The organism is Undibacterium sp. GW821-FHT07F11 (assembly GCF_059418665.1).
On record NZ_JBWKQH010000010.1, the window covers coordinates 319,901 to 337,712 of the forward strand.

Annotated in this window: 15 protein-coding genes; 1 reads left to right on the forward strand and 14 read right to left on the reverse strand. The window is 50.8% G+C overall.

What is annotated here, in order from left to right:
* Window positions 1-104: 104 nt before the first annotated feature.
* The 13 genes from AC07OI_RS24615 to paaA form a co-directional block, all read right to left on the reverse strand.
* On the reverse strand, window positions 105-1,982 hold the full coding sequence (locus AC07OI_RS24615) for a potassium transporter Kup (protein WP_495259043.1): 1,878 nt from the start codon (window positions 1,980-1,982) through the stop codon (window positions 105-107).
* 172 nt (window positions 1,983-2,154) lie between these two features.
* On the reverse strand, window positions 2,155-4,986 hold the full coding sequence (locus AC07OI_RS24620) for a GAF domain-containing sensor histidine kinase (RefSeq protein ID WP_495259044.1): 2,832 nt from the start codon (window positions 4,984-4,986) through the stop codon (window positions 2,155-2,157).
* Between the two features lie 241 nt (window positions 4,987-5,227).
* Window positions 5,228-7,273 (reverse strand): phenylacetic acid degradation bifunctional protein PaaZ, encoded by a 2,046-nt coding sequence (gene paaZ, locus AC07OI_RS24625; RefSeq protein WP_495259045.1) that lies wholly within the window; start codon window positions 7,271-7,273, stop codon window positions 5,228-5,230.
* A gap of 33 nt (window positions 7,274-7,306) precedes the next feature.
* Entirely contained in the window at window positions 7,307-7,906 is a 600-nt protein-coding gene (locus AC07OI_RS24630; RefSeq protein WP_492709011.1) for a phenylacetic acid degradation protein PaaY, read from the reverse strand.
* A 15-nt stretch (window positions 7,907-7,921) separates the two neighbouring features.
* Entirely contained in the window at window positions 7,922-9,124 is a 1,203-nt protein-coding gene (gene pcaF / locus AC07OI_RS24635) for a 3-oxoadipyl-CoA thiolase (protein ID WP_495259046.1), read from the reverse strand.
* A 45-nt stretch (window positions 9,125-9,169) separates the two neighbouring features.
* The gene (gene paaK, locus AC07OI_RS24640) at window positions 9,170-10,498 is read right to left on the reverse strand and encodes a phenylacetate--CoA ligase PaaK (protein ID WP_492709015.1); all 1,329 of its coding nucleotides are present in this window, start codon (window positions 10,496-10,498) and stop codon (window positions 9,170-9,172) included.
* A gap of 60 nt (window positions 10,499-10,558) precedes the next feature.
* Entirely contained in the window at window positions 10,559-11,053 is a 495-nt protein-coding gene (gene paaI / locus AC07OI_RS24645; protein ID WP_495259047.1) for a hydroxyphenylacetyl-CoA thioesterase PaaI, read from the reverse strand.
* Window positions 11,054-11,080: 27 nt separating this feature from the next.
* Complete coding sequence (gene paaG, locus AC07OI_RS24650; RefSeq protein ID WP_495259048.1) at window positions 11,081-11,872, reverse strand: 2-(1,2-epoxy-1,2-dihydrophenyl)acetyl-CoA isomerase PaaG; 792 nt, start codon at window positions 11,870-11,872, stop codon at window positions 11,081-11,083.
* Complete coding sequence (gene paaE, locus AC07OI_RS24655) at window positions 11,873-12,949, reverse strand: 1,2-phenylacetyl-CoA epoxidase subunit PaaE (protein ID WP_495259049.1); 1,077 nt, start codon at window positions 12,947-12,949, stop codon at window positions 11,873-11,875.
* Window positions 12,950-12,982: 33 nt separating this feature from the next.
* Window positions 12,983-13,513, reverse strand: coding sequence for a 1,2-phenylacetyl-CoA epoxidase subunit PaaD (gene paaD / locus AC07OI_RS24660; protein WP_495259050.1), 531 nt, complete (start codon window positions 13,511-13,513; stop codon window positions 12,983-12,985).
* Entirely contained in the window at window positions 13,507-14,286 is a 780-nt protein-coding gene (gene paaC, locus AC07OI_RS24665) for a 1,2-phenylacetyl-CoA epoxidase subunit PaaC (RefSeq protein WP_495259051.1), read from the reverse strand. The genes paaD and paaC overlap by 7 nt, the downstream gene beginning before the upstream one ends.
* Before the next feature lie 47 nt (window positions 14,287-14,333).
* On the reverse strand, window positions 14,334-14,618 hold the full coding sequence (gene paaB, locus AC07OI_RS24670) for a 1,2-phenylacetyl-CoA epoxidase subunit PaaB (RefSeq protein WP_110252930.1): 285 nt from the start codon (window positions 14,616-14,618) through the stop codon (window positions 14,334-14,336).
* Window positions 14,619-14,658: 40 nt separating this feature from the next.
* Window positions 14,659-15,648 (reverse strand): 1,2-phenylacetyl-CoA epoxidase subunit PaaA, encoded by a 990-nt coding sequence (gene paaA, locus AC07OI_RS24675; protein ID WP_492709027.1) that lies wholly within the window; start codon window positions 15,646-15,648, stop codon window positions 14,659-14,661.
* A 197-nt stretch (window positions 15,649-15,845) separates the two neighbouring features.
* On the opposite strand from paaA, the gene paaX reads away from it, so the two are divergent.
* Window positions 15,846-16,766, forward strand: a complete 921-nt coding sequence (paaX, locus tag AC07OI_RS24680) for a phenylacetic acid degradation operon negative regulatory protein PaaX (protein ID WP_492709029.1) — start codon at window positions 15,846-15,848, stop codon at window positions 16,764-16,766.
* Between the two features lie 77 nt (window positions 16,767-16,843).
* On the opposite strand, the gene AC07OI_RS24685 is transcribed toward paaX, so the two are convergent.
* Window positions 16,844-17,278: a VOC family protein gene (locus tag AC07OI_RS24685; protein ID WP_492709031.1), complete on the reverse strand. Its 435-nt coding sequence runs from the start codon at window positions 17,276-17,278 to the stop codon at window positions 16,844-16,846.
* Window positions 17,279-17,812: the final 534 nt, after the last annotated feature.

Genomic DNA, 17,812 nt, shown 5'->3' on the forward strand with positions numbered 1-17,812 from the left:
CCCCTTGGTTCGTAGCCAAGTACTCTATCCAGCTGAGCTACAGCCGCGAAAGACCGAGAGTATAGCACAGGCATTTTGATTTGATAAGCGCCTGCGCCAAGTTTTTAGATTTCCACTTGCGAACCCACTTCAATAACCCGATTGCTGGGGATCTGGTAGAAATCAGCAGCATCGCGAGCAATACGGGACATGGCAACGAATACACTCTCACGCCAGGCAGCCATACCACTACCGGGACTGGAGATAATAGTCTGACGCGAAATGAAGTAAGAAGTCTCCAAAGGTTCAAATATCAAGCCATACGGCGCGCACAATGCCAGTGCATTCGGGATGTCAGGTTCATTTTTAAAACCATAATAGACATCAATCTGAAAACAGGAATTACCCAGATCGATAACCTTGATGCGCTCAGAGAATGGTACCCAGGGGATCTCACGATTATGCAAAGTCAGGAAAATCACCCGTTCATGCAGAATCTTGTTATGTGAAAGATTATGCAATAGCGCATGTGGTACACCGTCGGCTTCGCCACGCAGGAAAATAGCTGTACCAGCGACACGCACTGGTGGCGAAACAAACAAGGATTCAAGGAAATCTTCCAATGGAATCGCATGTTTTTTCAGGTTATCAAAAACCAATTCACGGCCACGCTTCCAGGTCATCATCAGCGTGAACATAACAATACCAAGCACAACCGGGAACCAGCCGCCATGGAAGAATTTCAAGGCATTGGCAGAAAACAGCGCCACATCAATGAACAAAAAGAAGCCAGTCGCCGCAAAGCACAGGAAGGGGTTGTATTTCCAACCGTAGCGTATGACGAAGAATGTCAGCAACGACGTCACCAGCATGGTACCTGTAACCGCAATACCGTAGGCAGATGCTAAGCTGGAGGACGAACCAAAACCGACAACTGCGGCAACGACGACAGCAAGTTGCAACCAGTTGACCGCAGGAATATAGATCTGGCCTATCTCTTTAGAGGATGTATGAACGATCTCCATGCGCGGCATAATCCCCAATGAAATAGCCTGTTTAGTCATCGAGAAAGTACCGGAGATCGTCGCTTGCGAAGCAATCACTGTCGCTATCGTGGACAAAATCACCAGTGGATACACACTCCATGCGCCTAGTTGCTGATAGAAAGGATTGCTAACGGCCTCAGGAGTAGCGAGTAAAAGTGCTCCTTGCCCAAGATAGTTCAGGCCTAGGGAAGGAAACACAATCATGAACCACGCTGCCCGTATAGGTTTGCTACCAAAGTGGCCCATATCTGCATATAGAGCTTCGGCACCTGTAAATGCCAGCACGACAGCACCCAGGGCAAGAAAAGCCAACCACTTATATTCAGTTAAAAAATGGAATGCATATGCAGGATTCAGCGCCCACAATATACCCGGCATCTTGGCAATATTATATAAACCCATACCAGCAAGCACGATGAACCAGACCACCATAATGGGGCCAAACCATTTACCTATGCCCGCAGTACCTTTGTATTGCACAGAATACAACAACAACAGTACCACCAAAGTGATTGGTACAACATAGGGAGTGAATGCAGGCGTCGCAACTTCCAACCCTTCTATCGCAGATAGCACCGAGATCGCTGGGGTAATGACTCCATCACCATAAAATAGCGCGGCACCAAACAATCCCAAAACAAGCAAAGTGAAGTGCCATTTTGAGGATTTTCCTACGGACTCCAGCGCTAATGCTGTCAAGGCCATAATGCCGCCTTCGCCGCGGTTATCTGCCCTGAGTATTAAAGTCACGTACTTGATGGCGACAATGATGAGCAGCCCCCAGACAATCAGCGAAACTACGCCAAAAATATTCGCCTCATTCAGGGGAAGGCCATGTTCTTTTGAAAATACCTCTTTCATCGTATAAAGAGGACTAGTACCTATATCGCCGTAGACGATGCCGACAGCAGCCAGGGTCAAGCCTGCAAGGCTGCTTTTAGTATGTTGATTAGCCAATTGTGTACCTTGTTATTATTGGTGCATTGCACAATAGGTGAATTCGACCAGATTTTCAAGTAAGTACAACAAAAAAAGGATGCTTGACAAGGATCAAATTCAAGCGTTGACTTTTTATGAAAATCTCATTTTTGTGCATGCCGTTTTCTACAATTCTTGTTATATTTAAAATTTATACGGCCAGAGGTAAATCCAGATAAAAACTGGTTCCTGCTCCAAGACTGCTTTTGACGCTGAGTTGTCCGTGCAAAATCGAGGTAGTAATGTTGTAGCAAATATTCAATCCCAGGCCACTGCCGCCCTGACCCAGTTTGGTAGTAAAAAAGGGGTCAAAAATCCGCTTTTGATTTTCTTCAGGTATGCCCGCGCCATCATCACTGAATGCAATCAGCACGCGCTGTGCATCCACCAGGGTGACGTTGATATCCATATGACCTGCCTGTCTTTTATCAAAGGCGTGCAGGATGGAGTTTTCCACCAGATTGCTGATCACCTGCCCCAGAGAGCCCGGGTAGCTATCCATATGGATGTTATACGGCACATTCACTTGTATGCTGTGCCCGGTTTGAGTGATGCGTATATTCAGGGTGGCAATGATGTCGTGCAAAACCTGGCGCAGATCAAAGCTGCGTCTATGCTCAGAAGTGCGGTCTACAGCCACCTGCTTGAAACTGCTGACCAGGGTCGCTGCGCTACTCAATCCACGCATCAGTATCTCTGATGAGGTTTTGACTTCTTCACAAAAATTATTCAAGTCGGAACGCCGCAAGGTTTGCCCTGCCAGCTTGCTGCTCAGATAGCGACTGCCATCCTGCAAGGTACTTGCAACCAGCAGGCAATTACCTATGGGAGTATTGAGTTCATGTGCAACACCTGCAACAAGTGAACCCAGGGCGGCCAGTTTTTCCTGCGCCAGCAAATGCTCCTGGGTTTTTTGCAAACGCATATACGCGTCAGCATTGCCCAGGGCAATCGCACCATAAGCGCATAGCGAACGGAAAATCATCCGCTCTCTGTCGCCATATACATGCTGGCGCGACGATTGTATGGTCATTGCCCCCAATATTCTGTCACCAATAATCAACGGGGCAAATAACATGCTGTGTACCATTTCCGTGCCGGGTATCAGTCCAGGCAATTCATCTTCGGCGGCCAGCTCTATGGCAACTTCGCGGCGCTCTTTCACGCAGCGTATGGAATTAGACACCGGGCTGGACATATAGACGGTATCTGGTTCTATCGGTATGCCATTTTCAACGCCAAAGGCTGAGGTCATGCTTTGCTGGTCGTTATCCATCATGTAGATGACAAAGGCAGTCACATGCAATAAATCATGCACATGGCGATTCAATGCCTCAAAGACTGCTGCCGCATCAAGGCTGGCGGTAATTTCCTGTCCTATGGTTCCCAGTTTTTCCAGCACGACGCTGGTTTGTTGCAAGACTTCAGCACGCTGGGCTTCAGCTGCTGCCAATTGACGCAGGTGTTCGCTTTCTGCCTTCATGCGTTCAGTCTGCTGGCTGAGCTGCATGGCATTCAGGCGATTGGCAGACGCCCGGTTATGGCTTTTTTCACGGGCAGTCAGGGCAAGCTGACCAAATTCATAGGCTTCACGAAAATTGCCGGCGTTGGCGTAGGCTTGGGCTATTTCTTCATACAGGTCGGCAGGTACAGTAAAGCCGCTGATATGTCCAGCCAGATCCAGTGCCATGCGTAAATAATGCAAGGGCGCGCTGGCAGCCTGCATTTCTGCCGGTTCAGGCAAGCTATGGCGCATATACAGTGCAGCGAGTACACGCAAGACTTCTATATGCCGGTAACTGTCAGTGCTCTGCCGTGCCAGTGCCAGCGCCTCCAGCGCAGCCGCCAAAGCTGCCTTGGCCTGCCCTTGCATGGACAAGGCATTTGCATAGCCACGGCGTGACCCTATACGAAAATCCAGATGATTTTTTTTATCTGCCCAGGAAATCAGCTCAAAGAAGCTCTTCAGGGCTGTCGCATAATCCCCCATGTCCAGCGACAAATCTCCCAGGTAACGCAGGGCCAGCAAATGCGAACGTGAACCGACCACATGAACCAGCATGGGGAGTGCATTTTCCAGCATCTCTTTGGCCGCTTCCAGGCGCCCCAGCCTGCGCAAAGTCTCGGACATTTGTATCAGGCAACTGGCAATGCTGTTGGGCCAGCCGGCAGTCCTGGCCAGATCCAGGCCATCCTGTATCCATTGCAATGCTGACTGATGATCACTCATGCTGTTGAAGGCATCGCCAACATTGCTGGCGACATTGATCATGCGACGCTTTTGCCCGTAATTCCGGGCAAATTCAAATACCTGTATGCCACGCGCAGCTGACTCACCAAAGTCACTGGTGAGGGAGTAGGTATACATCAAAAATTCGTTGATATAACTGCGCAGGAAAAGATCTGTGCTCTGGCTTTCGGGATTGCGGCTTTCGCCCCAACGCTCCAGCGCTAAAGGTAGATTGCGCAATACCAGTTGATTTGCCAGCAAGGATTCTCCTGCCACCTCGCGCATATAGTCCTTGGCCTGGCGGGCAAACTGCATGGCCTGCCCGATCTCAAATTCAACTACCGGCACTTCGCCTTTTTGCAAGCCAACACAGGCGAGCAAAAAACGTGCATCTGCAGTGCAACAAGCAGCCTCGGCAGATGCGCCATCTGCAACCAGTTGCAAAGCCAGGTTTGATAACTGGGCTGATTTATCGAACTCGCCGTATAACCAGGCAGCCTCAGCCCTGACCAGCACCAACCTGGACCGCATGAGCCTGAATTGCTCACTGCCTGAATCTGTATCAAGATGATCAGGAAAGAAATCGTTCAGCAGATACTCTGCCGTTTGCGCCAGATGCAAAGCTCTGGCAGAGTCACGCTGGCGCAGATGCCAGGCCAGACATAACTGCATATTCAATAATTCCATACCTCGCAAACCAGGCAATTCGCGTTCCCATTGCTCTACTTCGTCATTGGTAACGAACATTTCCATGGGATGAAATTAAATTGAGGTTGGACGATTTTTAGAACTTGGGTATTACAGAAATAGTATCAGATCGAGGAGAAATTAGAAGTTAATCCGGCGGCCAGAGGTCTGCATTTGAAGAATATTGACAAAACCATATACTGAAAAGTAACACTGGCTTGCGTTCAAGTAGAGAACGCAAGCCAGTCAATTAATCTTAAAGCAATTTAATTAAGATTCAAACAATACCCTGCAATGGCGGGGAAATTCAATCCGCTTTTTTAGCTACCAGTGTCAAAATATCATAGGACGCTACCAGTTCATTGTCCTGATTAGTCACTTCCACATCCCATGCCACAACGCCCTGCCCCACGCCTTTGACATCTTTCTTTTGCCTGTCTATCTTGCGCTTGCAGGTCAGGCGTGCGCGTATGGTGTCACCTATGCCTACCGGCTTGATGAAGCGCAGGGTGTCGAGGCCATAGTTGGCCAGGACGGGACCAGGTGCAGGAGACACAAATAAACCGGCCGCCGCTGACAATACGAAATAACCATGCGCAATACGCTTGCCGAAAGGGCTTTCTTTGGCAGCGATCTCATCGAAATGCATGTAGAAAAAGTCACCAGACAAGCCGCCAAAGGCAACGATATCGGCTTCGCTGACAGTCCGCCTGTGTGTCAGCAAGGACATACCGATTTGCAAGTCTTCAAAATAGCGGCGGAAAGGATGGATGTCGGATTCCAGCACAACCGCACCCCGTACATGCTCTGCTGTCACTGCTGCCAGCATGGTGGGTGAACCCTGTACGGCAGCTCTTTGCAGATAATGTTTGACTGCCCGGCTGCCACCCAGTTCTTCACCACCACCAGCACGACCAGGACCGCCATGCTTCAATTGCGGCAAAGGCGAACCATGGCCGGTTGATTCTGGCGCTGACTCGGCATTCAATATCATCAAGCGACCATGCCGTGCCGCCATATGTGGTATCGCCATGGTAGCGATATACGGGTCTTTGGTGACCAGGGTAGCTACCAGGCTGCCGTTACCCTTTGCTGCCAGTGTCAGGGCTTCCTGCATGTCCTGGTAAGGCATCAGGGTAGTTACCGGGCCAAAGGCTTCAATCTCATGTACTGCAGAATTTTCCATAGGATGGCGGCAGACGATCAGAGTTGGTGAAACGAAAGCCCCCTGCTCCAGCCCTTCACCCTGCATTTGCACAGGCACAGTGCCACCACAGATGATTTGATTGCCCGCTGCCAGCTGCTCAATGCTGGCGAGTACATCATGCTGCTGGGCGTGACTGGCCAGCGGCCCCATGCGCACACCATCAAGACGTGGATCACCGACGATGGTTTTTTCCAGTCTCGCGCGTATTTTTTCAGCCACCACATCCAGTTGTGCAGCGGGCACCATGGCCCTGCGTATGGCCGTGCATTTTTGCCCGGCCTTGGCAGTCATTTCACGCACCACTTCTTTGACGTACAAATCCAGCTCGTCATCACCAGCCACCACATCCGGCCCGAGTATCGCGCAATTCAGTGAGTCAGCTTCGGCATTGAAGGGGATGGCACGGCGCACGATATTCGGATGCACCTTCAACTGCGCTGCCGTTGCCGCAGAACCGGTGAAGGTGACGACATCAGTTTCTTCCAACAGATCGAGCAAATTGCCAGTGGAGCCAATAACCAGTTGCAAACTACCTTCAGGCAGCAAGCCACTCGCATGAATTTGCCTGACTAGTGCCTCGGTCAGATACGAGGTCGCAGTCGCCGGTTTGACTATGCATGGCATGCCTGCCAAAAAACTGGGCGCAAATTTTTCCAATAAACCCCAGACCGGAAAATTGAAGGCATTGATATGCACTGCCACACCCTGACGCGGCACCAGGATATGCGTACCAGAAAAATGCCCCTGTTTACCCAAGGGTATGGCCGGGCCTTCGTGCACTACATTCCCGGACGGGAATTCATTCGTGCCTATGCTGGCGTAGGCAAATACGGTACCTGCACCACCTTCTATATCTATCCAGCTATCGCTACGCGTTGCGCCAGTGTGGGATGAAATGGCGTATAGCTCTTCCTTGTGTTCAGTCAGGTACTTGGCCAGGGTGCGCAAAATAGAAGCACGTTTTTGGAAGTCCAGTGCCAGCAAGTTTTTCAGGCCAGTCTGTCTTGCATAATTCAGCGCTGCACCAAAGTCCAGGGCTTCGGCATGACTGGCGTAAATCGCGCTGCCATCAATGGCGCTATGCAAGACTTGTTGGGGTTCTGCACCAGTCCATACACCGCCTACCCAGCTTTGCAAAATTTTCATGGATTACTCTCTTAAATAATCAGATATTCAGAATCAGGACTTGGTGCTATATGTCGGCAAACCTGCTGCCAGCGCAATGCGAGGGCGATTTTCTTCGACGGCAGTCAGCGCTTCCACTTCCTGCATGCTGGCAAGTGATCGTCTGGTCAGTGCATGATATTGCGCCGTGCCTTCAGTCTTCCAGGCGATTTCTTCATCACGCAAAACACGTGCGATACGAGCAGGCGCACCCATGACCAGGCTGCGTGGTGGTACATCCATACCGGCTTTGACAAAGGACATGGCAGCGACGATGGATGATTCACCAACGACTGCCTTGTCCATGACCACAGCATTCATGCCCACCATGGCGTTTTTACCTATGCGGCAGCCGTGCAATACTGCGCCATGGCCGATATGCCCATCCTGCTCCACCACGGTGTCGCTATCGGGGAAGCCATGGATGACACAGGTATCCTGCACATTCGCGCCTTCTTCCAGGACTATGCGGCCAAAATCACCACGCAGGCTGGCAGACGGGCCTATATAACAGCCAGGCCCGACGATCACGTCGCCTATCAGCGTGGCGCTGGGATGCACATAGGCGCTGGGGTGCACCACCGGTATCAGACCATCGATTGCATATATGCTCATGCCACGCTCCTGTCTTCAGGCACGTTCTATAATCAACGCAATACCCTGTCCTACACCTATGCACATGGTGCACAGAGCGTAACGGCCATTGATGCGTTCCAGTTGGTTCAGTGCTGTGGTCACCAGACGCGCACCGGATGCGCCCAATGGATGGCCTATCGCGATTGCACCGCCATTTGGATTGACATGCGCGGCATCATCAGTCAGGCCAAGATCACGCGTGACCGCCAGCCCCTGCGCAGCAAAGGCTTCATTAAGTTCTATGACATCCATCTGCGCCAGATTCAAACCTGTCTGCGCCAACAATTTACGGGTTGCCGGTGAAGGGCCAAAGCCCATGATGCGCGGAGCCAGACCTGCTGTCGCCATGCCAACGATACGGGCACGTGGTGTCAGGCCATGCTGTTTTACTGCAGCGTCGGATGCCAGCAATAAAGCGCAAGCACCGTCATTGACGCCAGATGCATTGCCAGCTGTGACTGTGCCATCTGGTTTGACCACGCCTTTCAAGCGGGACAGCATGGCGACATCTGTATCTGGACGTGGATGTTCATCGGTGGTGAACAAAATGGCGTCACCCTTTTTTTGCGGGATGCTGACGGGGATGATTTCCCCGGTGAAAAAACCGGCAGCGTGGGCTGCTGCCCAGCGTTGCTGGCTGCGCAGGGCAAAGGCATCTTGGTCCGCACGGTTAATACCAAATTGCTCAGCGACGTTTTCTGCGGTTTCGGGCATGGAATCTATGCCGTATTTTGCCTTCATCAAGGCATTCACAAAACGCCAGCCTATCGTCGTATCTTCTATCTTCGCAGCACGTGAGAAAGCACTGTCGGCCTTGGCCATGACAAAGGGTGCACGCGTCATGCTTTCTACGCCACCAGCAATAATCAGTGATGCTTCACCTGATTTAATGGCACGCCCGCCTATGCCTATGGCATCCAGGCTGGAGCCACATAAACGGTTGATGGTATTGGCCGGCACATCTACCGGCAAACCAGCTAGCAGCACGGCCATGCGGCCTATATTGCGGTTATCTTCACCTGCCTGGTTGGCGCAACCGTAGTACACGTCATCAAGCATTTTCCAGTCTACGCCAGCATTACGCTCTATCAATGCCTTGATCGGCAAGGCTGCCAGATCATCAGTACGTATGCTGGCCATGGCGCCACCGTAACGCGCGAATGGGGTCCTGACAGCGTCGCATATCCATGCTTCCATTTTCTTTCCTTTGTCTCTTATTTTTTGACTGGCTTACTCAATTACTCAAGCCTTTTTACGATTGTCCACTACACGCCTGGCCTTGCCGACCATGGTGCGCTCTATGCTGTTGGCGGGCAGTATGCTGACATGGCAACTGACACCGATAAAGGTTTTGATATGATGCTCTAGCTGTTGGTGCAATTGCTTCACATCCTGCTCTGACAAAGTACCTGATACTTCAGGCCGCAATTCCGCCACGATAGCTAGCTTGTCCATATGACCTTCACGCGTCACTACCAGTTGATATTGCGGTGCCAGTTGCGGGTGTTTGAGTATCAGCTCTTCAACTTGCGTGGGGAACAAATTCACACCACGGATGATGAGCATGTCGTCAGAACGGCCAGTGATCTTGCCCATGCGACGCATGGATCTTGAAGTCGGTGGCAGTAAGCGTGTCAGGTCGCGGGTACGATAGCGTATGACAGGAAAAGCTTCCTTGCTCAGTGAGGTAAACACCAACTCGCCTTCTTCTCCATCGGGCAAGACTTCGCCAGTTTCAGGATTGATAATCTCTGGATAAAAATGGTCTTCCCATATCACCGGACCATCTTTGCTTTCTATACATTCACTGGCGACACCTGGCCCCATGACTTCTGACAAGCCGTAGATATCAACGGCATCAATACCTGCCCGTGTTTCGATTTCACTGCGCATGGCATCGGTCCAGGGCTCGGCACCGAAAATACCTATACGTAAAGAGGTGTTAGCGGCATCTATGCCCTGGCGCGTCATTTCTTCTATGATATTAAGCATATAAGAAGGCGTGACCATGATGATGGATGGCTGGAAATCCTGTATCAGTTGCACTTGTTTTTCTGTCTGACCACCAGACATGGGGATGACCGTACAACCCAGTCGCTCTGCACCATAATGCGCACCCAGGCCACCAGTGAACAGGCCATAACCGTAAGAGACTTGCACGATATCCCCTGCACGGCCACCGGCCGCACGGATAGAGCGCGCCACCAGGTCCGCCCAGTTATCAATGTCTTTTTGCGTATAACCAACCACGGTTGGTTTGCCTGTGGTGCCGCTGGATGCATGGACTCTCACCACTTTTTCACGCGGTACGGCAAACATGCCAAAGGGATAGTTGTCGCGCAAATCCTTCTTGCCTGTGAAAGGGAATTTCGCCAGGTCGGCCAGGGTTTTCAAATCATCTGGGTGTACGCCCGCTGCATCAAAACTGGTGCGGTAATGCGGAACGTTGTCATACACGTGTTGCAAAGTCCACTTCAGTCGCTGCAATTGCAGGGCCTGAAGTTCGTCCTTGCTTGCTGTTTCTATCGCGTCCAAACCCACCGCTGTTTTTCTGTCTGTGTTGTCTGCCATGTTTTGTCTCCCGCTCACTTATCCTGATTTCGTTTCTATGATTGATGGCTAAACACAAGTTCAATTTGGAATTGCGTTTCCCTGCAATACCAGACCCGGTACAACTTCCGCATTCAGCTTATGCGACTTACCGCGGAACAGCGCGATCAATTGACCATGCTGATTAGTCAGACGCACATCGTAAATGCCGGTGCGGCCAGTCAGTGATTGTTCTGTCGCCGTCGCAGTAATGACGTCACCTTCGCATCCTGGAGACAGGAATTCTATGCTACATCCGGCAGCAACAGTTACCTGATTACGACTATTGCAGGCGAAGGCAAATGCACTGTCGGCGAGGGTAAACAGATAACCGCCGTGACAAGTCTTGTGTCCGTTCAGCATATTAGATTTGATCAGCATGCTGAGTGTTGATGTCCCTTCAGCCATATGAGTTATCTGCATATCCAGACCGCGCGTTGCGGCATCGCTGGCGAACATGGCGGCGGCAGTGAGTTCTGCCATGTGCTGGCTGTCTTTGACGACTTGCTTATTTACTTCGCTGGCATCTGTGCTCATCTATGCTTTTCCTTATGCCGATCAAACTTACTTGCCAACAAACTTTGGTGCGCGCTTCTCTACAAATGCAGCTACACCTTCACGATAGTCCTGGCTTTGCCCCAGTTCACGCATCATATTGGTTTCCAATATCAATTGCTGTTCCAGAGTATGTTGCGGGCTGGCATAGATTGCCTGCTTGGTGAAAGCCAAACCCTTGGTCGGAGCAGACGCAAAATGTGTGGCCAAAGCCATGGCTTCAGCCTGCAATTGTTCATCATCCACGCACTTCCAGATCAGGCCCCATTGCTCTGCCTGTTCAGCACTGATTTTGCCGCCCAGCATGGCAGCACCCATGGCTCTGGCGGTGCCCAGTGCACGCGGCAAAAAGTAAGTGCCACCTGTATCCGGTATCAGGCCCAGCTTGCAAAACACTTCAACAAAACTGGCAGAGCGTGCTGCCAATACGATGTCGCATGCCAGTGGCAGGTTGGCACCAGCACCGGCGGCTACACCATTCACCGCGCAAATAACCGGGATGGGCAAGGCACGCAAGGAAAGTACCAGCGGCGCATAATATTTTTCTACTGACTCACCCAGGTCTGGAGGTGCACCGTCTGCACTCACGGCTCTGTCAGATAAATCCTGACCAGCACAAAAGCCGCGTCCGGCACCGGTCAATACCATGACGCGCACCGAAGCATCAGCCCGCAATTTTTCTAGTGCATCCTGTATTTCCAGATGCATGCCGACGTTGAAACTATTGAGTTTTTCAGGGCGGTTCAGGGTCAGGTGGGCGATGCCTTCGCTGATGTGAAACAGAATATGGGAATAGTCCATTCAATTCTCGCTATCAAAATCCAGAGTCAAGGTATCGCTGACCGGGAAACTCTGGCAGGTCAGCACGAATCCACGTGCCACTTCATAATCTTCGAGGGCGTAATTCCTGTCCATATCGACCTTACCTTCCACGACTTTGGAACGACAGGTAGAACAAACACCGCCCTTGCAGGAATAACGCATATCATGCCCCAGCTTCAGGGCGGCATCCAGTACAGATTCCTTGTCTTTTTCCATGTCGAAATGGGTGTGATGACCATCCATGATAATCGTCACGGCACAGGATGACTTGCCTGGCAAAGGCTTGGCGCTGGCGACATGCCGGTGCGCCGGTATGCTGGAGGCAAACAATTCGACTTTAATATGCTCCTTGGGCATGCCACGCTGTTGCAAGGCAGCGCTGACGGCATGCATCATTTCTTCCGGCCCGCAGATGAAGGCGGCATCCATGTCGTCTATGCGTATCCACCGATCAAACAGATTCAGGCATTTCTCAGCAGTGATGCGGCCATTAAACAAATCTATATCCTGCTGCTCACGGCTCATGATGTAGATCAGGTTCAGGCGTTGCAAATAGCTGTCTTTCAACGCTGCCAGTTCTTCCTTGAACATGACTGTCGATGATGCCCGGTTGCCATACACCAGGGTAAATTTGCTGTGCGGTTCTGTCTGTAGTGCAGTCTTGATGATGGACAGCAAAGGCGTGATGCCACTGCCCGCTGCAAATGCCAGATAGTGCTTTTCATGTTCAACAGCCAGCGGCAGATTGAAATGCCCCATGGCAGGCATGACTTCGATATCCATGCCTGTGCGCAAGCTGTCATGCACCCAGTTGGAAAATGCACCACCCTGCACGCGCTTAATGGCAACCCGCAATTGCCCATCCTGGACAGCAGAACAAATCGAGTACGAGCGCCGTACATCCTCGCCCGCTATCTTAGCACGCAAGGTCAGATGCTGTCCTTCACGATAGGCAAACTGCGCCTGCAGATCAGCTGGCACGGCAAAACTCAAGACCACGGCATCGCGGGTTTCTGGCTGTATCTGGCTGACTGTCAGTGGGTAAAATTTGCTCATGTATTGTCGTCTCCTTTTATTCTTATTATTCGCTCAGTGCGGTTTGAAGTAATCAAAAGGCTCCAGACAAGCCCGGCATTTATACAGAGCCTTACAGGCAGTTGATCCAAACTGGCTGACCAGTTGAGTATCGACAGAACCACATTGCGGGCAAGCGATGGCTGGCTGTACTTCGCGATAACGCTGGATGGAGGAGATATCCACCACCTGTTGCTGTGGCGGCGCGATGCCATAGCCGCTGAGCTTTTGCCTGCCTGCTTCTGTCATCCAGTCAGTACTCCAGGCCGGTGACAATTGATAAACAATGCTAGGCGGTCTGATGCCATGCGCCTGCAATGCCTTAACTATTTCTTCGGCAATCACATCCATGGCTGGGCAACCGGAATAAGTGGGGGTAATCGTGATGACACACTCGCCCCCCTGCCATTCCACTGCGCGGATAATACCCAGGTCCGTCACCGAAATGACCGGGATTTCAGGGTCACTGACTTCCCCCAGCCATTGCCAGATCTGCCCTGTACTGGCAGGTGGATTTTGCACATAGTCCATGGCAGAAGCTACCATCGCGCCCCCGGATAGGCACGCTGCAAAAACTGCATTTCTGCCAGCAGGTAACCCATATGTTCAGTATGCACACCTTGCTTGCCCCCCTTTTGCATCCAGCTATTGGCGGCGGGCAGCCGCAAAGTGGCAGCATTCATGACATCGGCAAGATGGATATCCCAGCCGGCTTTCAAATCTGAAGGCAAAGGGGCAATGCCTACCGCGTGCATGGCGACATCGAGCTCATCATCCATGAACATTTCGCCAGTGAAGCGCCACAATTCTTCCAGTGCCGCTTGCATCATTTTCTGGCTCAATTCAGTACCATCACCAAGTCGCACCACCAGATCGCTGCTGCGACGTAAATGGTAAGTTACTTCTTTAAAGGATTTTTCTGCGATAGCGGTAATCTGCTGATCAGTGGATTGCTTCAGCGCTTGCAGGTAATGGTAATGCCAGGTATCAAACAGAAATTGCCGCATCAGGGTATCGGCATAAGTACCATTTGGTTGTTCGAGCAATAGGAAATTATGGAAGTCGTGGGCATCACGCAAGAAAGCCAGGTCGTCTTCTGTGCGTCCTTTGTCTTCCAGTTCTGCGGCATAGGCGTACCACAATCTGGCCTGCCCTATCAAATCCAGCGCCACATTGGTCAATGCCATATCTTCTTCCAGCGCTGGCCCCTTGCCGCACCATTGCGACAGGCGCTGGCTGAGTATCATGACATTATCTGCCAGACGCAAAACATAGCTGAACTTCTCATTGAGCTTATGATTGAACTCATTCTCTGACATCTCAATTCTCCAGAATTATTTAACTACGATGTATAGAAAGAGTTCAATTACAGATTCTTGACTTCATCGGGCATGGGGAAGAAAGTCGGATGACGATATACCTTGCTGTTTGATGGCTCAAACAAAGCTTCCTTGTCGCCGGGGCTGCTGGCAAAAATGTCACCTGCTCTTGCCACCCAGATGCTGACGCCTTCATTGCGACGTGTGTACACATCACGCGCGTGGTTGATCGCCATCTCTGCATCTGGCGCATGCAGGCTACCTACATGCTTGTGCGCCAGACCATGCTGGCTGCGTATGAATACTTCCCACAAGGGCCATTCTTTGCTCATGATCTGTCTCCTGCTGTCTTATTTCTTTTTATGTACATATTTATGCGCTTTTCTTATTTTCTTGCTGCTTGTCGGCATGCGCCTGCAAAGCATCACGGAACCATGCGCCGTCGTCGTAGGCTTTGACACGGGTACGCAGCCGTTCACGGTTGCAGGGGCCATTGCCTTTCAGGACCTGGTAAAACTCTTCCCAGTTGATTTCACCAAAATCATAATGGCCGCGTTCTTCATTCCATTTGATGGCGGGATCAGGCAGTTGCAGGCCCAGGTATTCAATCTGTGGCACGGTCTGGTCCACCATGCGCTGGCGCAACTCGTCATTGGAAAAAAGCTTGATACGCCATTGCGCTGATTGCGCACTATTCACCGATGCTGCATCTGACGGGCCAAACATCATCAGCGCTGGCCACCAATAACGATTCAATGCATCTTGCGCCATGGCTTTTTGTTCTGCTGTGCCACGGCACAAGGTCATCATGATGTCGTAACCCTGGCGCGCATGGAAGGATTCTTCCTTGCAGACGCGTATCATGGCACGTGAATATGGACCGTAAGAACAGCGGCACAAAGGTATCTGGTTGATGATGGCTGAACCGTCGACCAGCCAGCCTATCGCACCCATATCAGCCCAACTCAAGGTCGGATAATTGAAGATGCTAGAATACTTGGCTTTACCGGAATGCAGGTCGGCCAACAGCTCATCGCGTGACACACCCAGGGTTTCGGCAGCGCTGTAAAGATACAGACCATGCCCTGCCTCATCCTGGATTTTTGCCAGCAAGATGGCTTTGCGTTTTAAAGTAGGTGCTCGGGTAACCCAGTTACCTTCTGGCAGTTGGCCAACGATTTCGGAATGCGCATGTTGGGAGATTTGCCGTATCAGGGTTTTTCTGTAGGCATCCGGCATCCAGTCTTTGGCTTCAATACGGATACCGGCATCAATGCGCTCCTGGAAAGCACGCTCGGCATCGCTCAACTCTTCTGCAGTTTTGAGCTTGCTCAAGCCGGTCTCGACTAATTGTGCATACATGAAACACTCCTTGGCATCCTGAAGATGCGAACATGGAAGATTGATCTGCGTCAAACAATTATATGATACAGTTTTTATTGATGTTGAAGTTTTTTTGTATCATTTTAATTTTTTGAGGGATTTACCCCCCATTAGCTACACCATAGGTAAAATCTGGACAACAACCAATACTCACATACAACCACTTACACAGCCGCATGCAGACCAGCACTGCCATCCAAACCTGGATAGACCAGCAACTAACCAATAATCCGCCAAGGGCAAAATCCCTGGTAATGACGGTATTTGGCGATGCCATTGCCCCGCATGGCGGTACGATATGGCTAGGTAGTTTAATCTCATTAATGAGTCATTTTGGCATTAATGACAGATTAGTACGCACCAGCGTGTTCAGGCTGGCCGAAGAAGGCTGGCTGGAAGCCAAACGGGATGGCCGGCGCAGCACTTACCAGCTGGCAACTGCAAGCTATGCCAGGTTTCAGCATGCCTACAAGCGTGTGTACGTACCGCAAACAGGCAAATGGGATCATTACTGGACACTGGTCATCATGAGCGGTGACGACACATCCACCGGCAACAAAGCCAGCCTGAAAAAAGAATTGCTGTGGGAAGGTTTTCGCATGATTAATGCCGGAGTATTTGCGCATCCACAAGCAGATACTGCAGCCTTGCAAAATGTACTAGGACGTAATGGCTTCGCCGGATTATGCACGGTGTGCCGTGCCAGCGATTTGAACCTGCCAGATGCCCGCCCGCTACCATCGCTCATTGCCAGCCACTGGCAACTCGATGAGGTGAATGTCGCCTACAAGAATTTTATTGAAGCATTCTCACCGTTAAAAAAGCTGGTGCAAGGACAAGCTCTTCCTGAACATGCTGCCTTTGTTATTCGCAGTTTGTTGATACACAGCTTTCGTCGTACCCAACTGCACGATCCAAACTTACCGAGCAGTTTGCGACCTGAAGGTTGGCTGGGTGATGAAGCTTACCGGCTTTGTCGAGACCTGTACCGGGCTTGTTTCCGGCCAGCAGAAAATTTATTGAGCCAGGCATTGGATCCTGAACATCGACAAGATAGTAGCTTGAGTTTACAGGAAAGGTTTGGAGGACTCTTTTGAAGCCGCAGATCTGTTTTATGCCATATTAGTTTATACAGTATTGAAAGCTATGTGAGCGTTGAAGCATATAGCCCACCTTAGGCTAGCTGCTCGGCGAGCGCAACAATGATGCCCTCGGGGCCCCGAATGTAAGCCAGGCTATACGTATTCTCATACTGCATTTCGCCAATCAGCTCTGCGCCGTGTGCAAGCATGCGTGCAACGACATCACCGATGCCATCAACGGCGAACATGATACGACGCAAGCCCAGTGTGTTTACCGGCACATCCACCGGCCCAAACCTGATCGCATCCGGCGTGTGGAATTTATCCAGCTCAATTCCTTGTCCGTCGGGAGTCCGCATCATTGCGAGAGTCGCACGGACATCCTTTAGACCGATCAGGCTAGCTATCAAGGGCCCTTCGACTGTCGTCTCCCCTTCAAGTTTGAGGCCAAGCGTAATGAAGAAGGCTTTGACAGCTTCGAGGTCATCAACAACGATGAGGATGTTGTCCATGCGTTTAATTGTCATAATCTTGCTCCCCTTCTAATTGCTGATGTACATATCCGTCGCACTTGATCCATGACGAGTTAACAATACAGGCTATTAAGCGTCACACTAGAAGTTATCATAAAAATGTCATTGACTCTTCCAGACCTGGCATTTGCGAATACAAACTCAATCAAATTATTCAATAAACACATCGATGGCTATTCACGGTAAATCGATACAAGAGATTCATGCCTAAGGGAAAGGATACTCAAGTAGTAGTTATTCAAAAAATGATCATGTATAAATCAATGAAGAAGTCGAGAATTAATACAAATACCCAGGCCTGCCTCTCTGCTTATCGACGAACGCCGCGGTGCTCCTGCCTGTGCAGGAGTGACGATGTTAAGTTTTCATGCTGAAATGCGTAAATGTAGATGCCAAGACCTGAACTGCAACTTTGCTGCTAATACTGACGATGCGGGCAGTCATCCGCCCGGGTTAGAAGAGAATTAGCCTGATGATCGTCGCTCCAGCGGATGCTGGAGCCCGGTGTCGTTGGCTGATCGGCCGAGC

Excerpts from the sequence above, each read along its gene's own strand:
- paaC (WP_495259051.1), bottom strand. The coding sequence starts at position 14,286 with ATGTCAGAGAATGAGTTCAATCATAAGCTCAATGAGAAGTTCAGCTAT.
- AC07OI_RS24620 (WP_495259044.1), bottom strand. The coding sequence starts at position 4,986 with ATGGAAATGTTCGTTACCAATGACGAAGTAGAGCAATGGGAACGCGAA.
- pcaF (WP_495259046.1), bottom strand. The coding sequence starts at position 9,124 with ATGGAAGCATGGATATGCGACGCTGTCAGGACCCCATTCGCGCGTTAC.
- paaE (WP_495259049.1), bottom strand. The coding sequence starts at position 12,949 with ATGAGCAAATTTTACCCACTGACAGTCAGCCAGATACAGCCAGAAACC.
- paaA (WP_492709027.1), bottom strand. The coding sequence starts at position 15,648 with ATGTATGCACAATTAGTCGAGACCGGCTTGAGCAAGCTCAAAACTGCA.
- paaZ (WP_495259045.1), bottom strand. The coding sequence starts at position 7,273 with ATGAAAATTTTGCAAAGCTGGGTAGGCGGTGTATGGACTGGTGCAGAA.
- paaK (WP_492709015.1), bottom strand. The coding sequence starts at position 10,498 with ATGGCAGACAACACAGACAGAAAAACAGCGGTGGGTTTGGACGCGATA.
- AC07OI_RS24630 (WP_492709011.1), bottom strand. The coding sequence starts at position 7,906 with ATGAGCATATATGCAATCGATGGTCTGATACCGGTGGTGCACCCCAGC.
- paaI (WP_495259047.1), bottom strand. The coding sequence starts at position 11,053 with ATGAGCACAGATGCCAGCGAAGTAAATAAGCAAGTCGTCAAAGACAGC.
- AC07OI_RS24685 (WP_492709031.1), bottom strand. The coding sequence starts at position 17,278 with ATGACAATTAAACGCATGGACAACATCCTCATCGTTGTTGATGACCTC.
- paaB (WP_110252930.1), bottom strand. The coding sequence starts at position 14,618 with ATGAGCAAAGAATGGCCCTTGTGGGAAGTATTCATACGCAGCCAGCAT.
- paaG (WP_495259048.1), bottom strand. The coding sequence starts at position 11,872 with ATGGACTATTCCCATATTCTGTTTCACATCAGCGAAGGCATCGCCCAC.
- paaD (WP_495259050.1), bottom strand. The coding sequence starts at position 13,513 with ATGGTAGCTTCTGCCATGGACTATGTGCAAAATCCACCTGCCAGTACA.
- paaX (WP_492709029.1), top strand. The coding sequence starts at position 15,846 with ATGCAGACCAGCACTGCCATCCAAACCTGGATAGACCAGCAACTAACC.